At 63.4% G+C, this 17,738-nt stretch carries 14 protein-coding genes; all 14 read left to right on the top strand.

All coding sequences use genetic code 11. From position 1 onward, the window contains the following. Window positions 1-198 precede the first annotated feature (198 nt). The 14 genes from PAN31108_RS16010 (at window position 199) to PAN31108_RS16075 (ending at window position 17,730) form a co-directional block, all read left to right on the top strand. Window positions 199-1,860 (top strand): ABC transporter substrate-binding protein, encoded by a 1,662-nt coding sequence (locus PAN31108_RS16010; RefSeq protein WP_150669804.1) that lies wholly within the window; start codon window positions 199-201, stop codon window positions 1,858-1,860. A 15-nt stretch (window positions 1,861-1,875) separates the two neighbouring features. Beyond that, entirely contained in the window at window positions 1,876-2,883 is a 1,008-nt protein-coding gene (locus PAN31108_RS16015; RefSeq protein ID WP_150669805.1) for an ABC transporter permease, read from the top strand. Then, window positions 2,880-3,794 (top strand): ABC transporter permease, encoded by a 915-nt coding sequence (locus PAN31108_RS16020; protein ID WP_150669806.1) that lies wholly within the window; start codon window positions 2,880-2,882, stop codon window positions 3,792-3,794. Before PAN31108_RS16015 ends, PAN31108_RS16020 begins: the two co-directional genes overlap by 4 nt. A gap of 17 nt (window positions 3,795-3,811) precedes the next feature. Further along, complete coding sequence (locus PAN31108_RS16025; protein ID WP_217426318.1) at window positions 3,812-5,920, top strand: dipeptide ABC transporter ATP-binding protein; 2,109 nt, start codon at window positions 3,812-3,814, stop codon at window positions 5,918-5,920. A 150-nt stretch (window positions 5,921-6,070) separates the two neighbouring features. Then, window positions 6,071-7,216 (top strand): porin, encoded by a 1,146-nt coding sequence (locus tag PAN31108_RS16030; protein WP_150669807.1) that lies wholly within the window; start codon window positions 6,071-6,073, stop codon window positions 7,214-7,216. Window positions 7,217-7,240: 24 nt separating this feature from the next. Then, entirely contained in the window at window positions 7,241-8,764 is a 1,524-nt protein-coding gene (locus PAN31108_RS16035) for an HAL/PAL/TAL family ammonia-lyase (protein ID WP_150669808.1), read from the top strand. Continuing rightward, a complete protein-coding gene (locus PAN31108_RS16040) occupies window positions 8,764-10,383 on the top strand; it encodes an S-methyl thiourocanate hydratase (protein ID WP_150669809.1) in 1,620 nt (539 codons plus the stop codon). The genes PAN31108_RS16035 and PAN31108_RS16040 overlap by 1 nt, the downstream gene beginning before the upstream one ends. Then, the gene (locus tag PAN31108_RS16045) at window positions 10,380-10,997 is read left to right on the top strand and encodes a glutathione S-transferase family protein (RefSeq protein ID WP_150669810.1); all 618 of its coding nucleotides are present in this window, start codon (window positions 10,380-10,382) and stop codon (window positions 10,995-10,997) included. The genes PAN31108_RS16040 and PAN31108_RS16045 overlap by 4 nt, the downstream gene beginning before the upstream one ends. Continuing rightward, complete coding sequence (locus PAN31108_RS16050) at window positions 10,994-12,055, top strand: S-methyl thiohydantoin desulfurase (RefSeq protein WP_150669811.1); 1,062 nt, start codon at window positions 10,994-10,996, stop codon at window positions 12,053-12,055. The genes PAN31108_RS16045 and PAN31108_RS16050 overlap by 4 nt, the downstream gene beginning before the upstream one ends. A gap of 67 nt (window positions 12,056-12,122) precedes the next feature. Continuing rightward, on the top strand, window positions 12,123-12,965 hold the full coding sequence (gene sseA, locus PAN31108_RS16055; RefSeq protein ID WP_217426319.1) for a 3-mercaptopyruvate sulfurtransferase: 843 nt from the start codon (window positions 12,123-12,125) through the stop codon (window positions 12,963-12,965). A gap of 174 nt (window positions 12,966-13,139) precedes the next feature. Further along, window positions 13,140-13,529 (top strand): VOC family protein, encoded by a 390-nt coding sequence (locus PAN31108_RS16060; protein ID WP_150669812.1) that lies wholly within the window; start codon window positions 13,140-13,142, stop codon window positions 13,527-13,529. Between the two features lie 156 nt (window positions 13,530-13,685). After that, window positions 13,686-14,990 carry a dicarboxylate/amino acid:cation symporter gene (locus tag PAN31108_RS16065; protein WP_150669813.1) on the top strand — a complete coding sequence of 435 codons (1,305 nt, stop codon included), beginning with the start codon at window positions 13,686-13,688 and terminating at the stop codon, window positions 14,988-14,990. A 122-nt stretch (window positions 14,991-15,112) separates the two neighbouring features. Next, window positions 15,113-16,024: an NAD(P)-dependent oxidoreductase gene (locus PAN31108_RS16070; protein WP_150669814.1), complete on the top strand. Its 912-nt coding sequence runs from the start codon at window positions 15,113-15,115 to the stop codon at window positions 16,022-16,024. Window positions 16,025-16,038: 14 nt separating this feature from the next. After that, window positions 16,039-17,730 carry an IlvD/Edd family dehydratase gene (locus PAN31108_RS16075; protein ID WP_150669815.1) on the top strand — a complete coding sequence of 564 codons (1,692 nt, stop codon included), beginning with the start codon at window positions 16,039-16,041 and terminating at the stop codon, window positions 17,728-17,730. The last annotated feature ends 8 nt before the right edge of the window (window positions 17,731-17,738 follow it).

Consider the following 17,738-nt stretch of genomic DNA (forward strand, 5'->3'; position numbering starts at 1 on the left):
ATGGGTGGCACTCAAAAAAGTAATTTCGTGACGAAATATGGCTCCCTAGACTGGGGACACCTTAGCCATGGGTCACGGCTTTTCGACGGTAGTTCTCGACGTGCGTTGACCTGTTGGCTCTGAAGCGCCGGTGTCGTGCCGGCAACGGCCGCAGCGGGGAGCACGTTGCGGCGAAATCTACGTCAAGAACGAGCCGAAATGAGCCACCAAAACAGTAGCGTGATCGAGTGTCTTCGTCGTCAAGCGGGGGAGCCTGGGAATGATCTTGTCGATGCCTTCGTGTCGCAAACGATCGATCGACGCGCGTTCATGCGCGCCGCCAGCGTTCTCGGTCTGACGTCGGTTGCCGGGGCGCTCCTCGGGGTCGGCACGGCCGCCCATGCCTCCGAAGCGAGGGCAGGAAAGGTCGGCGGCACGCTGCGCATCGCCCACATGGTGCCCGCCGGCGTGGTCGATCCGATGACCGTCATCGATGGACCCGGCACCGCCCTCATCAGTCAGACGGGCGAGTATCTGATCTTCAGCGACGCCGCAAGCCAGGTGCTCAAGCCGTCGCTGGCGACGGCCTGGCAGGCGAACGACAAAGGAGACGTCTGGACGTTCAAGCTGCGCAACAACGTGAAGTTTCACGACGGTCGCGCCATGACCGCGAAGGATGTCGTTGCGACCTTCGATCGCCTGACGGACAAATCGAAGGTGTCCGCCGCGCTGTCGATCTTCCGTAACGTGCTGTCCAAAGGCGGCGTCAAGGCCATCGACGATTTCACCGTCCAGTTCCATCTGGACGCGCCCAACGGCAACTTCCCGTCCTACGTTTCCTCCGATACGGCCAACGCCGTCATTCTTCCGTACGACTACGCGGGGAGTTACGAGAAGTCGTTCATCGGCACCGGGCCGTTCAAGCTGGAGAAGTACCAGACCAAGGTCGGGGCCTCGTTCGTGCGGAACCCGGATTATTGGGGCGCTCCGGCTCGCCCGGACCGTGTCGAATTCTCGTTCTACGCCGATCAGCCTGCGCTCATGCTGGCCCTTCAGGGCGGACGTGCCGACGTCATGACGAACTTCAGCGCGCATGCCGGACTCGGCGTGCTGAACAACCCGGCCTACAAGGTGCTGAGCGTGCGCTCGAGCTCCCACCGCCAGATCCACATGAAGACCGATGCGGGCCCGTTCAAGGACAAACGCGTGCGCCAGGCGCTTGCCATGACGCTCGATCGGGAGTTGATCGTCAAGGGATTGCTGCGCGGATGGGCGGTCATCGGTAACGACAGTCCTTTCGCGGCGGTATTCCCCTCGACGGACACCTTTGTGCCGCAGCGCAAGAAGGATATCGAAGGTGCGAAGAAGTTGCTGGCGGCTGCCGGTGTTCCGAACGGCTTCAAGGCGACGTTGACCACGGGGCGCTTCAAGGAGATTCCCGACCTCGCAGTCATCATCCAGAACGGCGCCAAGGAGATCGGCATCGACATCGATCTCAAGCTCGAGAGTCAGGAGCTGTATTACGGTGCGGGCAAGCCGGGCCGCTCGGATTGGCTCGACGCGAACTTCGGCATCACCGATTACGGCCACCGTGGCGTGCCGAACGTGCTGATCAACGCGCCATTCGTCACGGGCGGGACTTGGAACTCGGCGCGCTTTGCAAATGACGCTTACGACAAGCTCGTCGCGCAATACACCGCTGCGCTCGACCTGACGACGCAGCGCCGTGTGGCCGGCGAGATGCAGCGGCTGTTGCTCGACGAGACGCCGGTCATCATTCCGTACTTCCTCGACTCGCTGATGGTCAGCAAGGCCAATATCAGCGGTGTGAAGTTCTCGCCGATCGGGCAAGTCAACTTCAGCGACGTGTCGATTGGGTAAGGACGGGAGAGTCATATGCATCGACGGTTCATTCTCGGCATGTTGACGCCATCCGCGCGCGTTCGCGGGGCCGCCGGCGTGCTGCTCGCGAAATGCGCACTGCTGTTCGTCACGCTCGTGCTGCTAAGCCTGCTGGTTTTCTTCGGAGGCCAGTATTTGCCCGGCGACATCGGGCGCGCCATTCTCGGTCCGCTCTCCGACCCGCAGGCCGTGGCCAACCTCAATCATCAGCTTGGGGTGGATCGCCCGCTCTTCGAGCAGTACTCGGGGTGGATCGTCGCGTTCGCCCAGGGGGATATGGGGGTCTCGTACCTGTTGCGAGAGCCCGTGGCGCCCATCGTGCTCGGCGCGCTGTTCAACTCGCTGAAACTGGGCGCAATGGCGTTTCTCATCGTCGTCCCGCTCGGCATTCTGGGCGGTGTCGCCGGTGCTTTGCACCAAGGTCGCTGGATCGATCGCGCCATCACGATCGGTGGCGTCTCCGCAACGGTCGTGCCGGAATTCGTGTCGGCGCTCGGGCTGATCCTGGTGTTCGGCGTCTGGCTCCAATGGCTTCCCATCGATGCCGTGGTGCCCGAAGACGCGGGTTGGGTGGAGCAACTGCGGCATCGGGTGCTGCCGGTACTGCCGCTCATTCTGGGTTACTTCGGCTACATCGCCCGAATGGCTCGCGCCGGCATGATCGAGGCGCTCGACGCGGACTACACCAGAACCGCCACGCTGAAGGGGCTGCCGCGCCGGGTTGTGGTGGTCCGCCATGTCCTGCGCAATGCGCTTTTGCCCACGCTCACCGTGTCGGCCACGCAGCTTGGCTACATGATCGGCGGACTCGTCGTGGTCGAGACACTGTTTCACTACCAGGGCATCGGCTCGGTCATCTACAACGCGGCGAAGTCGAAGGACTTTCCGGTACTCGAGGCGAGCGTTCTGCTCATCGGCGTGGTCTACACGCTCTCGAATCTGAGTGCCGACATTCTTAACGTGTTACTTAACCCTCGCTTGCGCAGCAGGGGGAACGCATGAGTATTGATGTGATCACCCAAACCAAAGTCGACGACGTTGCCAAGCGCAACCCGCCAGGTCGCCAGGCGACGTGCGATACCGGAAGAAAGCCTCGCGGCCCGGCACATTCGTTGCTGCGCTCGCCAACCTTCATGTGCGGCGCCGCCGTCATTGTTTTCTGGGCGGTATGTGCGGGGTGGGGCGTGCATCTGGTGCCCTGCGACCCCTACGCGTCGGATCCGCTCGCGGCGCTTCAGCCGCCGTCGCTGGACCACTGGTTCGGAACGGATCAGTTGGGTCGGGACGTCTTTTCGCGCGTCATCGTGGGCTCGCGCGACATATTGACGATTGCGCCGCTCGCCACGCTGCTCGGCGCGGTGGGCGGAACGATGCTCGGCCTGACGATGGGCTATTACCGGGGCGTGGTGGATCAGCTCCTGAGCCGCGTCGTCGATGCCATGCTGGCGTTGCCGATGGTGATCGTGGCGCTGCTGGCGCTGGCGGGACTCGGGCCGTCGAACGCCACGGTGATCTACGTGATCGGCATCGTGTTCGCGCCGGTCGTGGCGCGAACGGTGCGCACCGCCGTGATCACCGAGCGCTCGCTGGACTATGTCGCTGCGGCGCAGGCACGCGGTGAATCGGCGCCCTACATCATGTTCGCGGAAATTCTCCCCAACGTGCTGCCGCCGATTCTGGTGGAGTCGAGCGTTCGTCTGGGCTACGCCATCTTTACGGTCGCGACCCTGTCCTTCCTCGGATTCGGCATTCAACCGCCCTCGGCGGACTGGGGGCTTGCGTTGGCCGACAACTACGGCTTCATGCTGGGCGGCGCGTGGTGGAACGTGGTTTTCTACGCGCTGGCCATCGCCTCGCTGGTGGTGGCGATCAATCTGGTCTCGGACGGCTTTCAGGGAGCATGTCAGCGATGAATGCTCGGGTGCCGAATGTGAATATCTCCTTGGGCGAGCCGCAACGCCCCGTGCTGCGCGTGAGTGACCTGTCGATCGCCTACGCCGAGCAGGGAAAGCGCAACGACATCGTCCATCACCTCACGTTGAGTATCGGCGAGGGCGAGGCTTACGGGCTTGTCGGTGAGTCGGGGTGCGGGAAGTCGACGGTGGCAATGGCGATCATGAGCCACTTGTCCCGCAACGGCAGGGTCGTGAACGGACGCATTGAAATCGCCGGGAAGGACGTCGCACGGCTCAATCGTGCCGAATTGCGGCAACTGAGGGCGAACGATGTCGCGATGGTGTACCAGGATCCGGGGCGCGCATTGAACCCCTCGCTGACGATCGGTCGCCAGATGGCCGAAGCGTTCGAAGCGTCCGGCGTCGGCAAGACAAAGGCCGTGGAGGGGGCGCTGGACATGCTCCGGCGGGTGCGCATTCAGCGCGTCGAAAGTGTCATGCAGAGTTACCCTCACGAGCTCTCCGGGGGGATGCAGCAGCGCATCGTGATCGCAATGGCGCTGGCGAAGAACCCGTCGCTGCTGATTCTCGACGAGCCGACGACCGGTCTGGATGTCACGATCGAAGCCGAGGTTCTGGATCTGATTTCGGCGCTGCGTCGCGAATTCTCGACAGGCATTTTGCTGATCAGTCACAACCTCAGCGTTGTGCGTCGCGTCTGCGAGCGAATCGGCGTGCTGTATGCCGGGCGTTTGGTGGAAGAGGGCCGCGTAGACGACGTGCTCGACTCCCCCCGTCACCCCTACACCGCCGCATTGCTTCAATGCATTCCCGGGGCCAACGGCAGCCCGTCGAACAAGTTCGAGGGCCGGCTGAACACCATTTCGGGCGAGTTGCCCTCGCCGGGCGAGCGGATTGCCGGGTGCGCTTACGCGCCACGCTGCGCCCGGCGCAGCGCCGAGTGCGAGGTCGTCGCCCCGGTGCTGACGCCGCTGGACGACGCCAGGCATGGCCGCTTCGTAAGTTGTCACTACGCCGGGGCCGCGATGGCGCGGGTCGAGCCGGTTGAGTTGGCTGAGCCGGTTGAGCCGACCGTGCCGCCGGCGCCACAGGTAAGCCGCCCGTCCGCCCGCGACGATGTGCCGATGGTTCGCGTGAGAAACGTGAGCAAATCGTGGCGCGTGAAAGGACGCGCCGTGCGCGGCCTCGATGAGATTTCATTCGACATCCTGCGAGGCGAAACGCTTGGGCTCGTCGGCGAGTCCGGCAGTGGCAAGACCACGCTGGCGAAGCTGATCATGGGGATGATCGCGGCGGACGAAGGCGGTGTCGTCGAGTTCGACGGGGCGGCGCTCGCGTCGCGCGTGACGGCGCGAAGCAAAGCGCAGATCGGTGCGATGCAGATCGTCTTCCAGAATCCGGACTCGGCGCTCAATCGTTCGCATTCGGTCAGGAAGATCGTCGCAAGATCGCTGACGAAGCTCTCCGGCGGTTCGGGTACCGCCGAGCGCATCGGCGCACTGGTGAAGTCGGTCCGTTTGCCGTTGCGCTACCTTCCGGCAAAGCCACGACAACTCTCCGGCGGACTCAAACAACGCGTCGCCATCGCCCGCGCGTTCGCCGGCAGCCCGAGCCTGGTCGTGTGCGACGAACCCACCTCCGCGCTGGATGTGTCCGTTCAAGCCTCGATTCTCAATCTGCTGGCGGATTTGCAGGCGCGCGAACGCGTGAGTTATCTGCTGATTTCGCACGACGTCAACGTCATTCGCTATCTGGCCGACCGGGTGGCGGTGCTTTACCACGGCTGGCTGCTGGAGATCGGGCGGGTTTCCGACGTTTTCAGCTTTCCGGTGCATCCCTACACGGAGGTCTTGCTCGGGGCGTCCGCCAGGATGAAGCAAGGCGAGGCGGGCGCCGTATCGGTCGACGCGTCGTCGCCGATGCCATCGGATGCGGCGAATGAAGCCGATGCAGCGGAGGCTGCGCATGTTCATGGCTGCAAGTTCGAGTCGCGCTGCCCCCGTTCGTTAGGCGAGGTCTGCAAGACGTCGCTGCCGGCGTGGCAGGAGATCGGGGCACATCGGATACGTTGCCACATTCCCCTGAACGACCTGAAGCGCTATCAGGCTTCGGATTCGCGTTGACGCATTGAGCTTCTGCTGACCGCCGAGCTCGTTCGACGCGTCGGGATCGCAAATAGAACTGGAGATTCTGTCTCGCTTCGGGGGCTTTTCCCCGAGGCGATCGGGGGTGGGCGTGTCATACGATGAAGTCTATTTAATTAGGAATACTATATGAAATCGCTTTGGGTTGCAGGGGTGTTGGCGGGAGTCGTGGGGGTGGGCGTGGCACACGCGCAGAGCAACGTGACGATTTACGGCGTCATTGACGAGGGATTCAACTATACAAACAACGTCAATGGGGTATCGAACTACGAGCTCCAGAGCGGCTATGTGCAGGGAAGCCGCTTCGGATTGCGCGGCTTCGAGGATCTCGGCGATGGAACCAAGGCGATTTTCCGCCTGGAGAACGGGTTCAACATCAACAACGGCAAGTTGGGGCAGGGCGGACGCATGTTCGGCCGATCCGCCTACGTCGGACTCTCGGATAACAAACTCGGCACGCTCACGCTCGGGCGTCAGTACGACTCAGTCGTCGACTTCATCGGACCGCTGACGGCCAACGGCAACTGGGCCGGGTACATGTTTTCGCATCCGTTCGACAACGACAACACGGACAACTCGTTTCGGGTCAACAACAGCGTCAAGTATCAAAGTCCGGATCTGGGCGGCTTCCAGTTCGGCGGCCTGTACGGTGCGAGCAATCAGGTCGGCGGATTTTCGAACAACCGGCTCATGAGCCTGGGGGCAACCTACGCCAACGGCCCATTGACGTTCGGTGCGGCGTTCATGAACGTCGACAACCCCGCGAGCGCGGGGAATACCGGCGGGGCCGTGGCCGGTGGCGATGGCAGCTTCGTTGCCGAACGTCAGCGCATCTTCGGCGCGGGCGTGAATTACGTCTACGGCCCGGCGACGTTCGGGTTCGTGTACACGAATACGAATCTCAGTCGCCCGACCGCCAGCCTGTATGTAAGCGGGTCTATCGGTACGCCGTCGTCCATCAAGTTCAACAACTTCGAGCTGAACGTGAAGTATCAGATCTCGCCGATGCTCTTCCTCGGCGCGATGTTCCTTCACACGGAGGCGACTTACACCGCGAGCAAGCCGTCGCATCCGAAGTGGAACGAGGTGGCGCTGATGGCGGATTACAACCTTTCCAAGCGCACCGATGTTTACGTGCAGGGTGCCTATCAGCGGGTTTCCGGGGACACGACAGGTGCGCTCGGCATCGATAACGCCTACATCCCGGGGGCGGACGATTCGTCCGCCAATCGCAGTCAGTCGATCGTTCGCATTGGACTTCGGCACAAGTTTTGATCATTCCTAATCTAGGGGAAAACGATGGAGATTCTTCTCGGAGAACAGGCGCTGTCTGTTCGCGATGTCACGAAAGTCGCACGCGGTGAGTGCGGGGTAGCGCTGTCCCCGGTCGCACGTGCGCGGCTTGAACGCTCGCGTGAGCTATTGGAACGTTGGGCCAGCGAGGATCGGGCGATCTACGGAATGACGCGCGGTCTCGGGCACAAGGTCACTCAGGCCATTCCGCGAGAGGCTCGCTCGCGGTTTAGCGAAATGCTCCTCCGAGCGCGAGCCACCGGTGCGGGCGGTTACTTCGGCAACGACGTGGTTCGGGCGTCGATGTTCGTGCGTTCGGCGGGCCTGGCGCTTGCCGGGGCCGGCGTGCGGGACATCGTCGTCGACACGCAACTCGCCATGTTGGAAAAAGGCGTGTACCCAAGAGTCCCGAAGGTCGGGTCGGTCGGCGCTGCCGATCTGGTGTTGTGCGCCAATCTTGCGTTGCCGATCATCGGAGACGGTTTCGTCGAGTATCAGGGCCAAGTCGTTGCCAGCGCCGAAGCCATGGCCGCCGCGGGCATCGGGATCGTCCAGCTAAAGGAGAAGGAAGGGCTGGCGCTGTGCAGCTCCAATGCCGTGTCCGTGGCCCTCGGGGCGCTCGTCGTCGATGAACTCGAGACGCTGCTGCTTGCCACCGAAGCGACCGCGGCGCTCTCGCTGGAAGCATTTCGCGCCAACCTCAGTCCGATCGACGAGCGCCCCGCACAGGCACGCCCGGCGCCGGGGCAGGTGCGAAGTGCGAAAGCCTTGCGTGCGTTGTTGAAGGGATCCGAACTGTTCGCCGAAGGCACGGCACGTCGCCTGCAAGATCCGGTGAGCTATCGGTGCATCGTGCAAGTCCACGGGGCCGTGCGCGCCGAACTCGATCGGGCGCGCGAGAATGTGGAGATCGAGCTCAACAGCGCTTCCGACAATCCGTTGATTCTGCCCGAAGCGGACGTCATCATTCCGACCGGCAACTTCCACACGCCATCGATGGCGATTGCGTTCGATGCGCTGCGTATCGCCATTACGCAAATGGGAACGATGATCGCCGCGCGCGTTGCCAGAAGTCTCGACGCCGCGATTACCGGCTTGACGGTCGGGCTGGCGCCGGTCTCCGACCCGACGCACACCGGCTATGGGTTGATCAAGCTCGTTGCCCAGACGCTCTCGCGAGAGTTGCGCTATCTCGCGAATCCGGTATCGATCGACGATGTCGGCCTCATCGCCGTCGAGGATCAGGTGCCCATGACGCCGGTCGCCGTGCGGCGTGCCTCCGAACAACTGGACTATCTGCGGCAGTTGATCGCCTGCGAGATGCTGGTGGCGGCGCAGGCGATCGAGTTGCGAAGCCCGGCGAGGATCGCTGAGGCGCCCCGGCGTCTGCACGAGGCCATTCGAGAGGTGGTGCCGTCGCTGGGTGAGGACAAGAGCACCACGCGCGATATCGAGCGGTTGTCCGAGAGCTTGCGTAGCGGCCCGGTGCGGCTGGCCGTCGAGGACCTGTTCTCGCAGTGGAGCAAGTGATGGCGCGCAACATTCGTGCGCAGCGCGGCGACGTGCTGCGCTGCCAAGGCTGGCGGCAGGAATCCATTCTCCGGATGCTCGAAAACAACCTCGAGAACGGGGAGGACCCGGAGCACCTGATCGTCTACACGGGGGCGCGCGCGGCGCGTTCGTGGGACGATTTCGATCGGATTGTCTCCGCGCTCAAGTCGCTGGGAGACGATGAGACGCTGGTTTGCCAGTCCGGCCGGCCCGTCGCACGTTTCAGATCCCACGCGCGCGCGCCCCGCGTCATCATGGCCAACGGGAACGTGCTGGGACGGTGGGGCAGTCCCGACCAGTTCTTCGAGTTGACACAGCAGGGGCTGACATGCCGCCCCGGGATGACCGCCGCTGCCTGGCAGTACATCGGCAGTCAAGGGGTGTTGCAGGGCACTTATCAGTCCTTTGTCGGCGCCGGCGCGCGGTTTTTCGGTGGCTCGCTTGCCGGGCGCTTCATTCTGAGCGCCGGCTGCGGGGGGATGGGCGGCGCACAGACGCTCGCCGGCAAGATGGCCGGGGCGGTGATCATGGTCGTGGAGCCGTCGCGGGAAAAGATCGAACGCCGCATCGCCAACGGCTACTGCGACAGGATCACCGACGACCTGTATGAAGCGTTGGGCTGGGTCGGTCGGGCCAAGGCGGCAGGCACGGCGTTGTCGATCGGGTTGGTCGGCAATGCGGCCGAGGTGCATCCCCGGCTGGTCAGCGCCGGCGTCGTTCCCGACATCGTGACGGATCAAGTCAACACGGAACCCAACCGCGGCTACATCCCGGCGGGTATGACACCGCTTGAAGCGGAGGCATTGGCGAAATCGGACCCCGAGCGCCGCAGGCAGTTGGCCAACGAGAGCATGCTGATCCATGCGCGAGCCATGCTGGCATTCAAGGACGCGGGGGCCGTCGTCTTCGAATACGGTAACGGACTCAGGCTGCGATGCGCCGATCTGGGAGAGACGCGCATGTTGTCGCTCGAGAGCTTCCTGACGATGTTCATTCGTCCGCTTTTTTGCGACGGCGTGGGGCCGTTTCGCTGGCTGGCCATGTCCGGCGATCCGGCCGATATCGACGTGATCGACGAACTGGTGGCGCAGACGTTCGCGTCGGAACACCCGATCAATCATTGGATCCCGCTGGCCCGCAAATACGTGCAGTTCTCCGGGTTGCCCGCGCGTATCGGCTGGCTTGGGCACGGGGAGCGCAGCGCACTCGCGCTCAAGGTCAATGCGGCGGTCGCCGACGGACGACTTCGCGGCCCGGTGGCGTTTACCCGCGACCATCTCGACGCCGGTTCGGTGGCGAATCCCTTCCGGGAGACGGAAAAGATGGCCGATGGCTCCGACGCCATTTCGGATTGGCCGATCCTCAACGCGATGCTGGCGTGCTCGAACGGGGCCGATCTCGTCGCCGTGCACTCGAACGGCGGTTATGCCAATCAATCCGCCGGGCAAACGACCATCGCCGATGGCGACCCCGACTCGGCGGATCGGCTTCGTGCCGTGCTCGATGGCGACACTGGCATCGGGATCGTGCGGCACGCCGAAGCGGGGTACGAGCAAGCGCTCGGGAACCGCGCCAGGTTCAAGCTCGGAGTCCGATGATGTATCGCCTTCACGACAGCAAACTCTCCGGCAACGCGTGGAAGGTACGGTTGCTACTCTCGCGGCTGGGCATCCCTTTCGAGCGCATCACCTACGTGCTGCCCGAGGGGAAAACCCGCCAGCCATCGTTTCTGCGGATGCATGCGTTGGGCAAGGTCCCCGTGCTCGAAACACCTTCGGGCGAACACCTGTTCGAGTCGAACGCGATCTTGTGCCTGCTCGCACAGGGCACCGACATGTTGCCCGACGGATTCGCGCATGCGCAGGTCATGCAATGGTTGTTCTTCGAACAGTCCGAAGTGCTCAAGCCGTTCGCGTCGGCCCGTTACTGGATCAGCATCGCCCGTCGCGCCCACGAAAAGATCGACGAGATCTCGGCCTGGCATCTCGCGGGCAAGCGAGTGCTTTCGATCCTGAACACGCATCTGGCCACTCGCCGGTTCATGGTGGCGGAGCGCTACAGCATCGCCGATATTGCGTTGTTCGTTTATGTGTCGATGGCGCCGGAAGGCGGATACGACCTGACGCCTTTTCCGAACGTGACCGACTGGATCACGCGCATTCGCTCGCAAGCCGGGTTTGTGCCCCTGACGCATGAGGAGGCCGTCGCATGAGCCTGCTCATCAACAGCGATAACATGGGGGCGGCCTTGATGGGCGGGCTGATCCTGTCGGCGGGCGGAAGTGGCGAGAGGAAGGCCGAGCGCAACCGTGCGCTTGCACAAATGGCGTTGATTACCGGGCCGCTGATACTGAAACAGCTCGATGAGTTGAAGGACGACGCGCAGATCATCGTCGCAACGGGCGTGAGCGCGCCCGGCTTCGGCGCGGGCCACGCAGGACCGGAAGATGCCGTCGAATCGGCCCGCATGTTGTTGCGGCACACCGGTTTCAAGCACCCTGCGGGGGTCATGCCGGCGCATGTGCCGGGTGTACTTGCGTGGGTGCAGGCGGCAGTCCTCGGACTGCCGTTGATCGATGCGGCCACCAATGGCCGGGGACACCCGACATTGATGCTCGGGAGCATGAGTGCGCCGGGCGACGATCCCGTCTCGATCTGTCAGGCGGGGTGCGGCGGCGCGAGAGATTCGCGCATCACCGTTCTCACCACCGGACCCCTTCCCATGACAGCCGCGGTGATGCGCGCCGCATCCATCGAGAACCGGGGCACGTTGCATGCGACACGCGGCCCGTACTCGGCGGCGTTCGTGAAAAAAGGCGGTGCACCGGGGGCCGTCTCGCGGGCGATGGCGATTGGCAGCACCTGGCTCGACGCGCCCCGGGGCATGCCGCAGATCGAGGCGGTCGCCGAGTGTCTCGGTGGAGAAGTCGTCGCGCTCGGACGTGTCGCGCGCTGCGACGTGACGTATCGCAACGGTTACGACATTGGCCGTGTGGCGATCTGGGACGGCGGCAACACGCTTGAGCTCAACGCCTGCAACGAATGGATGACGGCCGCGTACGGCGGTTTTCGCATCGCCACGTTTCCGGACCTGATTTGCACGTTCGATCCGGAGAGCGGCAAGCCGCTTGCGGTGAGCGAGATGACCGTCGACCGACGGGTGGCCGTGGTGCGCTGTGCGTCGACAGCGTTGCCGGTGGGCGCGGGAGCGCGCGACCCCGCGGCGTTGGCGGAAGTCTCCCAGTTGATGGGGGTGTCCATGCAGGCGTGACACGGACACACAAGCAAAGATGCGCGAGCACGAACCCATGTTGAATACCGATACGGATGCAATTCCAATGACGATGAAAGACCTGGCCGGGGCGCCGCCCCTGGTCGATGTGCAATGGCTTGCCGAGAACCTTGGCAGGGAAGATATCGTGGTGCTCGATGGCACGCTGTTTCTCCCGGGCGAAGGCAAGTCCGGATTCATGTCGTATCTCGACGGGCACATTCCGGGGGCTCGCTTCTTCGATATCGACGTCTTTTCGGATCCGGACACCGATCTGCCTCACATGGTGCCCTCCGCCGGACGATTTGCTTCGCTGGCGGGCGCTTTGGGGATCGAGAATCGTCAACACCTGGTCATTTACGACGCCAAGGGGCTTTTCTCCGCCGCGCGCGTCTGGTGGCTTTTCCGCCTGTTCGGGCATGACCGTGTGTCGGTGCTGGACGGGGGGCTGCCCAAGTGGCGCTCGGCAGGCCACCCCGTGGAGCAGCGGGGCGGGGCTCACTGGTCGCCGACGACTTTTGCCGTGGCCTTTCGCGCGGCGCTTCTCAGGGGGCTGGGCGACATGGACGAGAACTTGCGCACCGGCGCACAACAGGTGCTCGATGCCAGGCCCGCGGCCCGCTTCGACGGTCGTGTGCCGGAGCCGCGACAGGGCGTGCGTTCCGGCCATGTGCCGGCGAGCCGAAGCTTGCCGTACACGGATCTCCTTCGCGAAGACAAGACGATGCTGGCCCCGGACGTATTGCGCGCGACGTTCCAAAGTGTGGGCGTCGACGCCTCGACCCCTGTCGTCGCCACTTGCGGGAGTGGCGTGACGGCGGCCGTACTGTGTCTGGCGATGGAAGTCGCCGGGCTCTCGAGAGGTGCGTTGTATGATGGCGCATGGGCCGAGTGGGGCACGTGTCGCTAGCGCCGGGCCCTGCCGCCAGGCGGGGTTCCGAAGGCTTTCCATTTTGGAAACACGCCGTTCAAAGTTCGACATTCCCTGATGTCCGTCGCTTTGCGATGATGACGACACGAACACGATCCGAGGACTAGGAGGGGCTTCGGGTTAGGGTGTTCGACGCATTCGGAGTGTATTCCCATGTCCCTTATCGATCATCTCGATCATCTGGTGCTGACCTGCACCGATCAGGCCAGGACCGTTCGCTTCTACACCGAAGTCATGCAGATGCAGCTCGAAACCTTCGGTGCGGGCCGTATCGCTTTCCGATTCGGTCATCAGAAAATCAACTTGCACGTTCGGGGCGCGGAGTTCGAGCCGAAGGCCCACCTTCCGGTGCCGGGCGCCCTGGATCTGTGTTTCATTGCATCGGTGCCGCTGGACGCCGTCATCGAACACGTGAAGGCATGCAACGAGCCCATCGTCGAAGGTCCGGTGATGCGCACAGGGGCGACGCAGAAAATTCGTTCGATCTATCTGCGCGATCCCGATTTCAATCTGATCGAAATTTCCGAGCTCGTGGACGACTGACCACGACGGAAGTCGACACTCCCGGCCGTAGGTGCTGTTCGCCGGGAGCGGCGCCTGCCCGCCTGCGTCAGGCTGCGGGGAACGGCTGGCGCAGGCGGGCAGCGGCAGTCGGGATGCCGACTCGCCAAGTATTCAAATAACGACAGGAGACAGTTTATGGAGACGACGCTCGAATCGGGCGCGGTGGTTACGCACGCCCGTCGATCCAAACGTTGGTATCAGCACTTGTATGTGCAGGTGCTGATCGCAGTAGTCATCGGCATTCTGATGGGCCATTTCTGGCCGGGGGCGGCCGAGCAGATGAAGCCGCTGGGCGATAACTTCCTCAAGCTGATCAAGTTGACGGTCGCGCCGCTGATCTTTTGCACCGTCGTTCACGGCATTGCGGGAATGAAGGATCTGCGCGCGGTCGGGCGAGTGGGCGTCAAGGCCCTGATCTACTTCGAAGTGATGACGACCATTGCGCTTGTCATCGGGCTTCTGGCGGCAAATCTGCTCAAACCCGGTGTCGGCATGCACGTCAATCCGGCCACGCTGGACGTCAGCGCGATTGCCGGATACACCAAAGTGGCGCATGACCAGACGATCGTGGGCTATCTGGCGCACATCATTCCGGCAACGGTCTTCGGCGCGTTTGCCGAGGGTGACATTCTCCAGGTGCTGTTCGTGTCGATCCTGTTCGCGTTTGCGCTTCAACTGCTGGGCGATACGGGCGAGCCGTTGCTCAAGGTGATCGAGGTCGGTGCGAACACGTTCTTCAACATGGTCCGGATCGTGATGTACGTCTCGCCGCTCGGCGCGTTCGGTGCGATGGCCTACACCATCGGCAAGTACGGTGTCGCGACACTCGCGTCCTATGGGCAGTTGCTGCTGACGTATTACCTGTGTGCATTCGTTTTCGTCTTCGTGATTCTCGCGATCGTTTGCCGTCTCGCCGGTTTCAGCCTCTTGCGCTTCCTGCGCTACATCAAGGAGGAGTTGCTGGTCGTGCTCGGCACGTCCTCATCGGAGTCGGCATTGCCCCGACTGATGCAGAAGCTCGAACGGCTCGGCTGCAAGAAATCGGTGGTCGGACTGGTCGTGCCCGCGGGCTACACGTTCAATCTCGACGGTAGCTGCATCAACATGACCGTACTGGCCATCTTCATTGCGCAGGCCACGGATACCGAGCTGACGTTGTGGCACCAGATCACGTTGCTGCTGATTCTGCTGCTGACGTCGAAGGGCGCGGCGAGCGTGAGCGGGGGCGCTTTCATCGTGCTGGCCGCGACGCTAGGCGCCGTCCCCGCCATTCCGGTGGCCGGTCTGGTGCTGGTGCTGGGCGTGTACCGATTCATCTCCGAAGGCGGCGCTCTCATCAACGTGATCGGCAATGGCATCGCAACCATCGTGGTCGCGAGATGGGAAGGCGCGTTGGACCGGGAAAAGCTCCAGGCGGCGCTGGCAGGACACAGTGCCTAGCGGTGTCGCGACACACGCGCGACGTAGGTATAGAAATGAGCGAGATGCGAATGCGGCGCGGCGCACGGGCGCGCTTGCCCTGCGAACGCACCATCGTGAGAGCCATGGGAATCAATTTGCAAATGAACGAACTTCGTAACCCCGTAGAGATCGCCTTCGTCGGACTTGGACAGATGGGGCGTCCGATGGCGCTGAACCTGCTCTCGAGCGGTGCGCGTCTGACCGTCATGTCGCAGATTCAGGACTCGTACGCCGAGTTCCGCGCGAAAGGGGCCAGCACGGTCGACGCGGTGCGCGACCTGAAGCACGCCGATCTCGTGTTCCTGAGTCTGCCGAACGACGCCGCCGTGCAGAGCGTGCTCTTCGGCCCGGACGGCCTGGCCGGCGTACTGCGCCCGGGGGCCGTAGTGGTCGACACCAGCACGATCACCCACGCGGCCACTTTGAGCATTGCCGACCGGTTGGCAGCGCTCGGGATCGAGTTCCTCGACGCGCCGGTCTCGGGCATGCAATCGCGCGCGGAAGACGGCACGCTGACCGTGATGTGCGGCGGCAAGCCAGCGGTCTATGAAAGGGTCCGGCCCTGGCTCGCGCGCATGGGCAAGGAGATCCTCTTCATGGGGGATTCGGGAAGCGGCCAACTGACCAAGCTGATCAATCAGTTGCTGTTCGACATCAACTGTGCCGCCGTCGCGGAGATTATCCCGATGGCCGTCAAGATGGGACTGGACGCCGGGAAAGTGTCCACCGTCGTGAACAGCGGGACCGGTCGAAGCTATGCGTCGGAATTCTTCCTGCCTAGGGTGCTGGCGCGTCACTTCGCCGATGGCTACCCGATGGAGAACGCGTACAAGGATCTGGTGAGCGCGGCGGAGCTGGGCGCGAGGCACTGCGTTCCCATGCCGGTGCTGGCGGCCGCGACGACGACGTATCAGATGAGCTTGCTGCGTGGTCACGGCAAAAAGGACAAGGGCGCAATGATGCTGCTCTTCGAGGAACTATTGGGCGTCGAGTACAAGGCGTCGAAGCAATGAAGGAGATCAATGCCATGAGCGAACCCCTCGGGTTGGATAACGGGTTGACGAACTACGGCGACAAGGACTTCGCGCGCTATCTGCGCCGGTCGATGGCGCATTCGATGGGCGTTTCCGGCGAACTGCTGTCCAGGCCGGTCATCGGCATTGCGCAGTCGCCGAGCGATTTCAACAACTGTCACCGCTACATGCCGCAACTGGTCGAAGCCGTCTCGCGTGGCGTTCTCGCGGCTGGCGGGTTGCCGCGGGCATTTCCGACGGTGTCGCTAGGCGAGGTGTTCCTCAACCCGACGAGCATGGTCTATCGAAACCTGATGTCGATGGACATCGAGGAGATGATCCGCGCTCAGCCGATGGACGCCGTCGTGCTGATCGGCGGTTGCGACAAGACGGTGCCCGCTCAACTGATGGGGGCTGCGTCGGCCAATCTTCCGGCCATCCAACTGGTGACGGGGCCGATGTCGACGGGACGGCACAAGGGCGAGCGCCTCGGGGCGTGCACGGATTGCCGTCGCTTCTGGGGGAAGTATCGCGCCGGCGAAATCGAAAAGCAGGAGATCGATATCGTCGAGACCCGGCTCGCGACGACGGCGGGCACCTGCGCGGTGATGGGCACGGCAAGCACGATGGCGTGCATCGCCGAGACGCTGGGCATGTCGCTTCCGGGAACGGCGGCGATTCCCGCCGTGGACGCGCAACGGCTCGTGGCTGCGGAGGCTTCCGGCCGGGCGGCCGTGCGCATGGCGTTCCACCCGATTCGTCCTTCCGAGATCATTACCGAAGCGTCGGTCGAAAACGCGTTTCGGGTCCTCATGTCGCTCGGCGGATCGACAAACGCGATCATCCACCTCACAGCGGTGGCGGGGCGCCTGGGCATTCATATCGACCCGAAGCGGCTGAACGAGATCTCCGATGAAACGCCGGTACTGGTGGATCTCAAGCCGGTCGGACAGGGCTACATGGAGGATTTCCACGCCGCCGGCGGCGTTGGCGCCGTGTTGCGCGAATTGCGTGCGCTGCTCAATCTGGATTGCCTGACGGTCGACGGAACGACGTTGCGTGAACGTCTGGACGGCCCGTCGGGCTGGGTCGACCGCAACGTCATTCGATCCGTGGCCGAGCCGGTCTCGCCGGTGGGCGGGCTCATCAGTCTGTCGGGTTCGCTGGCGCCGCAAGGTGCAATCTTCAAGCGGGCGGCGGCCACGCCGGCGCTGTTCGAAAAGGAAGGCCGGGCGATCGTGTTCGACGGACTGGAGGATCTCAGCCGCCGGATCGACGACCCGGATCTCGACGTGACGGCAGACGACATTCTCGTGCTGAAGAACGCCGGCCCGCTGGCTGCCGGCATGCCGGAGGCAGGCTACCTGCCGATCCCGGCGAAACTCGCCCGGGCAGGCGTGAAGGATATGGTGCGCATCTCCGACGCCCGGATGAGCGGTACGGCATACGGCACGATCGTGCTGCATGTCTCGCCGGAAGCGGCGGCGGGCGGCCCGTTGGCTGCGGTGCAGACCGGGGATCGCATCCGGATGTCGATCGATAACAAGACCATCGATCTGCTGGTGGACCCGGCCGAGATCGAACGACGGCTCGCGCGCGTTCCCAAACTTGCCGAGGTCAAACGCGGATACAAGGCGCTTTATCAGCGAACCGTACTTCAGGCCCCGCAGGGGTGCGATCTCGACTTCCTCGTGGCCCGGGAGTGAGCGGAACG

The sequence above is a fragment of the Pandoraea anhela genome (assembly GCF_902459655.1).
In the GTDB taxonomy this organism is placed as follows: Bacteria; Pseudomonadota; Gammaproteobacteria; order Burkholderiales; family Burkholderiaceae; genus Pandoraea; species Pandoraea anhela.

Coding starts and splice junctions, on each gene's coding strand:
- PAN31108_RS16010 (WP_150669804.1), top strand. CDS start 199: ATGAGCCACCAAAACAGTAGCGTGATCGAGTGTCTTCGTCGTCAAGCG.
- PAN31108_RS16015 (WP_150669805.1), top strand. CDS start 1,876: ATGCATCGACGGTTCATTCTCGGCATGTTGACGCCATCCGCGCGCGTT.
- PAN31108_RS16020 (WP_150669806.1), top strand. CDS start 2,880: ATGAGTATTGATGTGATCACCCAAACCAAAGTCGACGACGTTGCCAAG.
- PAN31108_RS16030 (WP_150669807.1), top strand. CDS start 6,071: ATGAAATCGCTTTGGGTTGCAGGGGTGTTGGCGGGAGTCGTGGGGGTG.
- PAN31108_RS16035 (WP_150669808.1), top strand. CDS start 7,241: ATGGAGATTCTTCTCGGAGAACAGGCGCTGTCTGTTCGCGATGTCACG.
- PAN31108_RS16040 (WP_150669809.1), top strand. CDS start 8,764: ATGGCGCGCAACATTCGTGCGCAGCGCGGCGACGTGCTGCGCTGCCAA.
- PAN31108_RS16045 (WP_150669810.1), top strand. CDS start 10,380: ATGATGTATCGCCTTCACGACAGCAAACTCTCCGGCAACGCGTGGAAG.
- PAN31108_RS16050 (WP_150669811.1), top strand. CDS start 10,994: ATGAGCCTGCTCATCAACAGCGATAACATGGGGGCGGCCTTGATGGGC.
- sseA (WP_217426319.1), top strand. CDS start 12,123: ATGACGATGAAAGACCTGGCCGGGGCGCCGCCCCTGGTCGATGTGCAA.
- PAN31108_RS16060 (WP_150669812.1), top strand. CDS start 13,140: ATGTCCCTTATCGATCATCTCGATCATCTGGTGCTGACCTGCACCGAT.
- PAN31108_RS16065 (WP_150669813.1), top strand. CDS start 13,686: ATGGAGACGACGCTCGAATCGGGCGCGGTGGTTACGCACGCCCGTCGA.
- PAN31108_RS16070 (WP_150669814.1), top strand. CDS start 15,113: ATGAACGAACTTCGTAACCCCGTAGAGATCGCCTTCGTCGGACTTGGA.
- PAN31108_RS16075 (WP_150669815.1), top strand. CDS start 16,039: ATGAGCGAACCCCTCGGGTTGGATAACGGGTTGACGAACTACGGCGAC.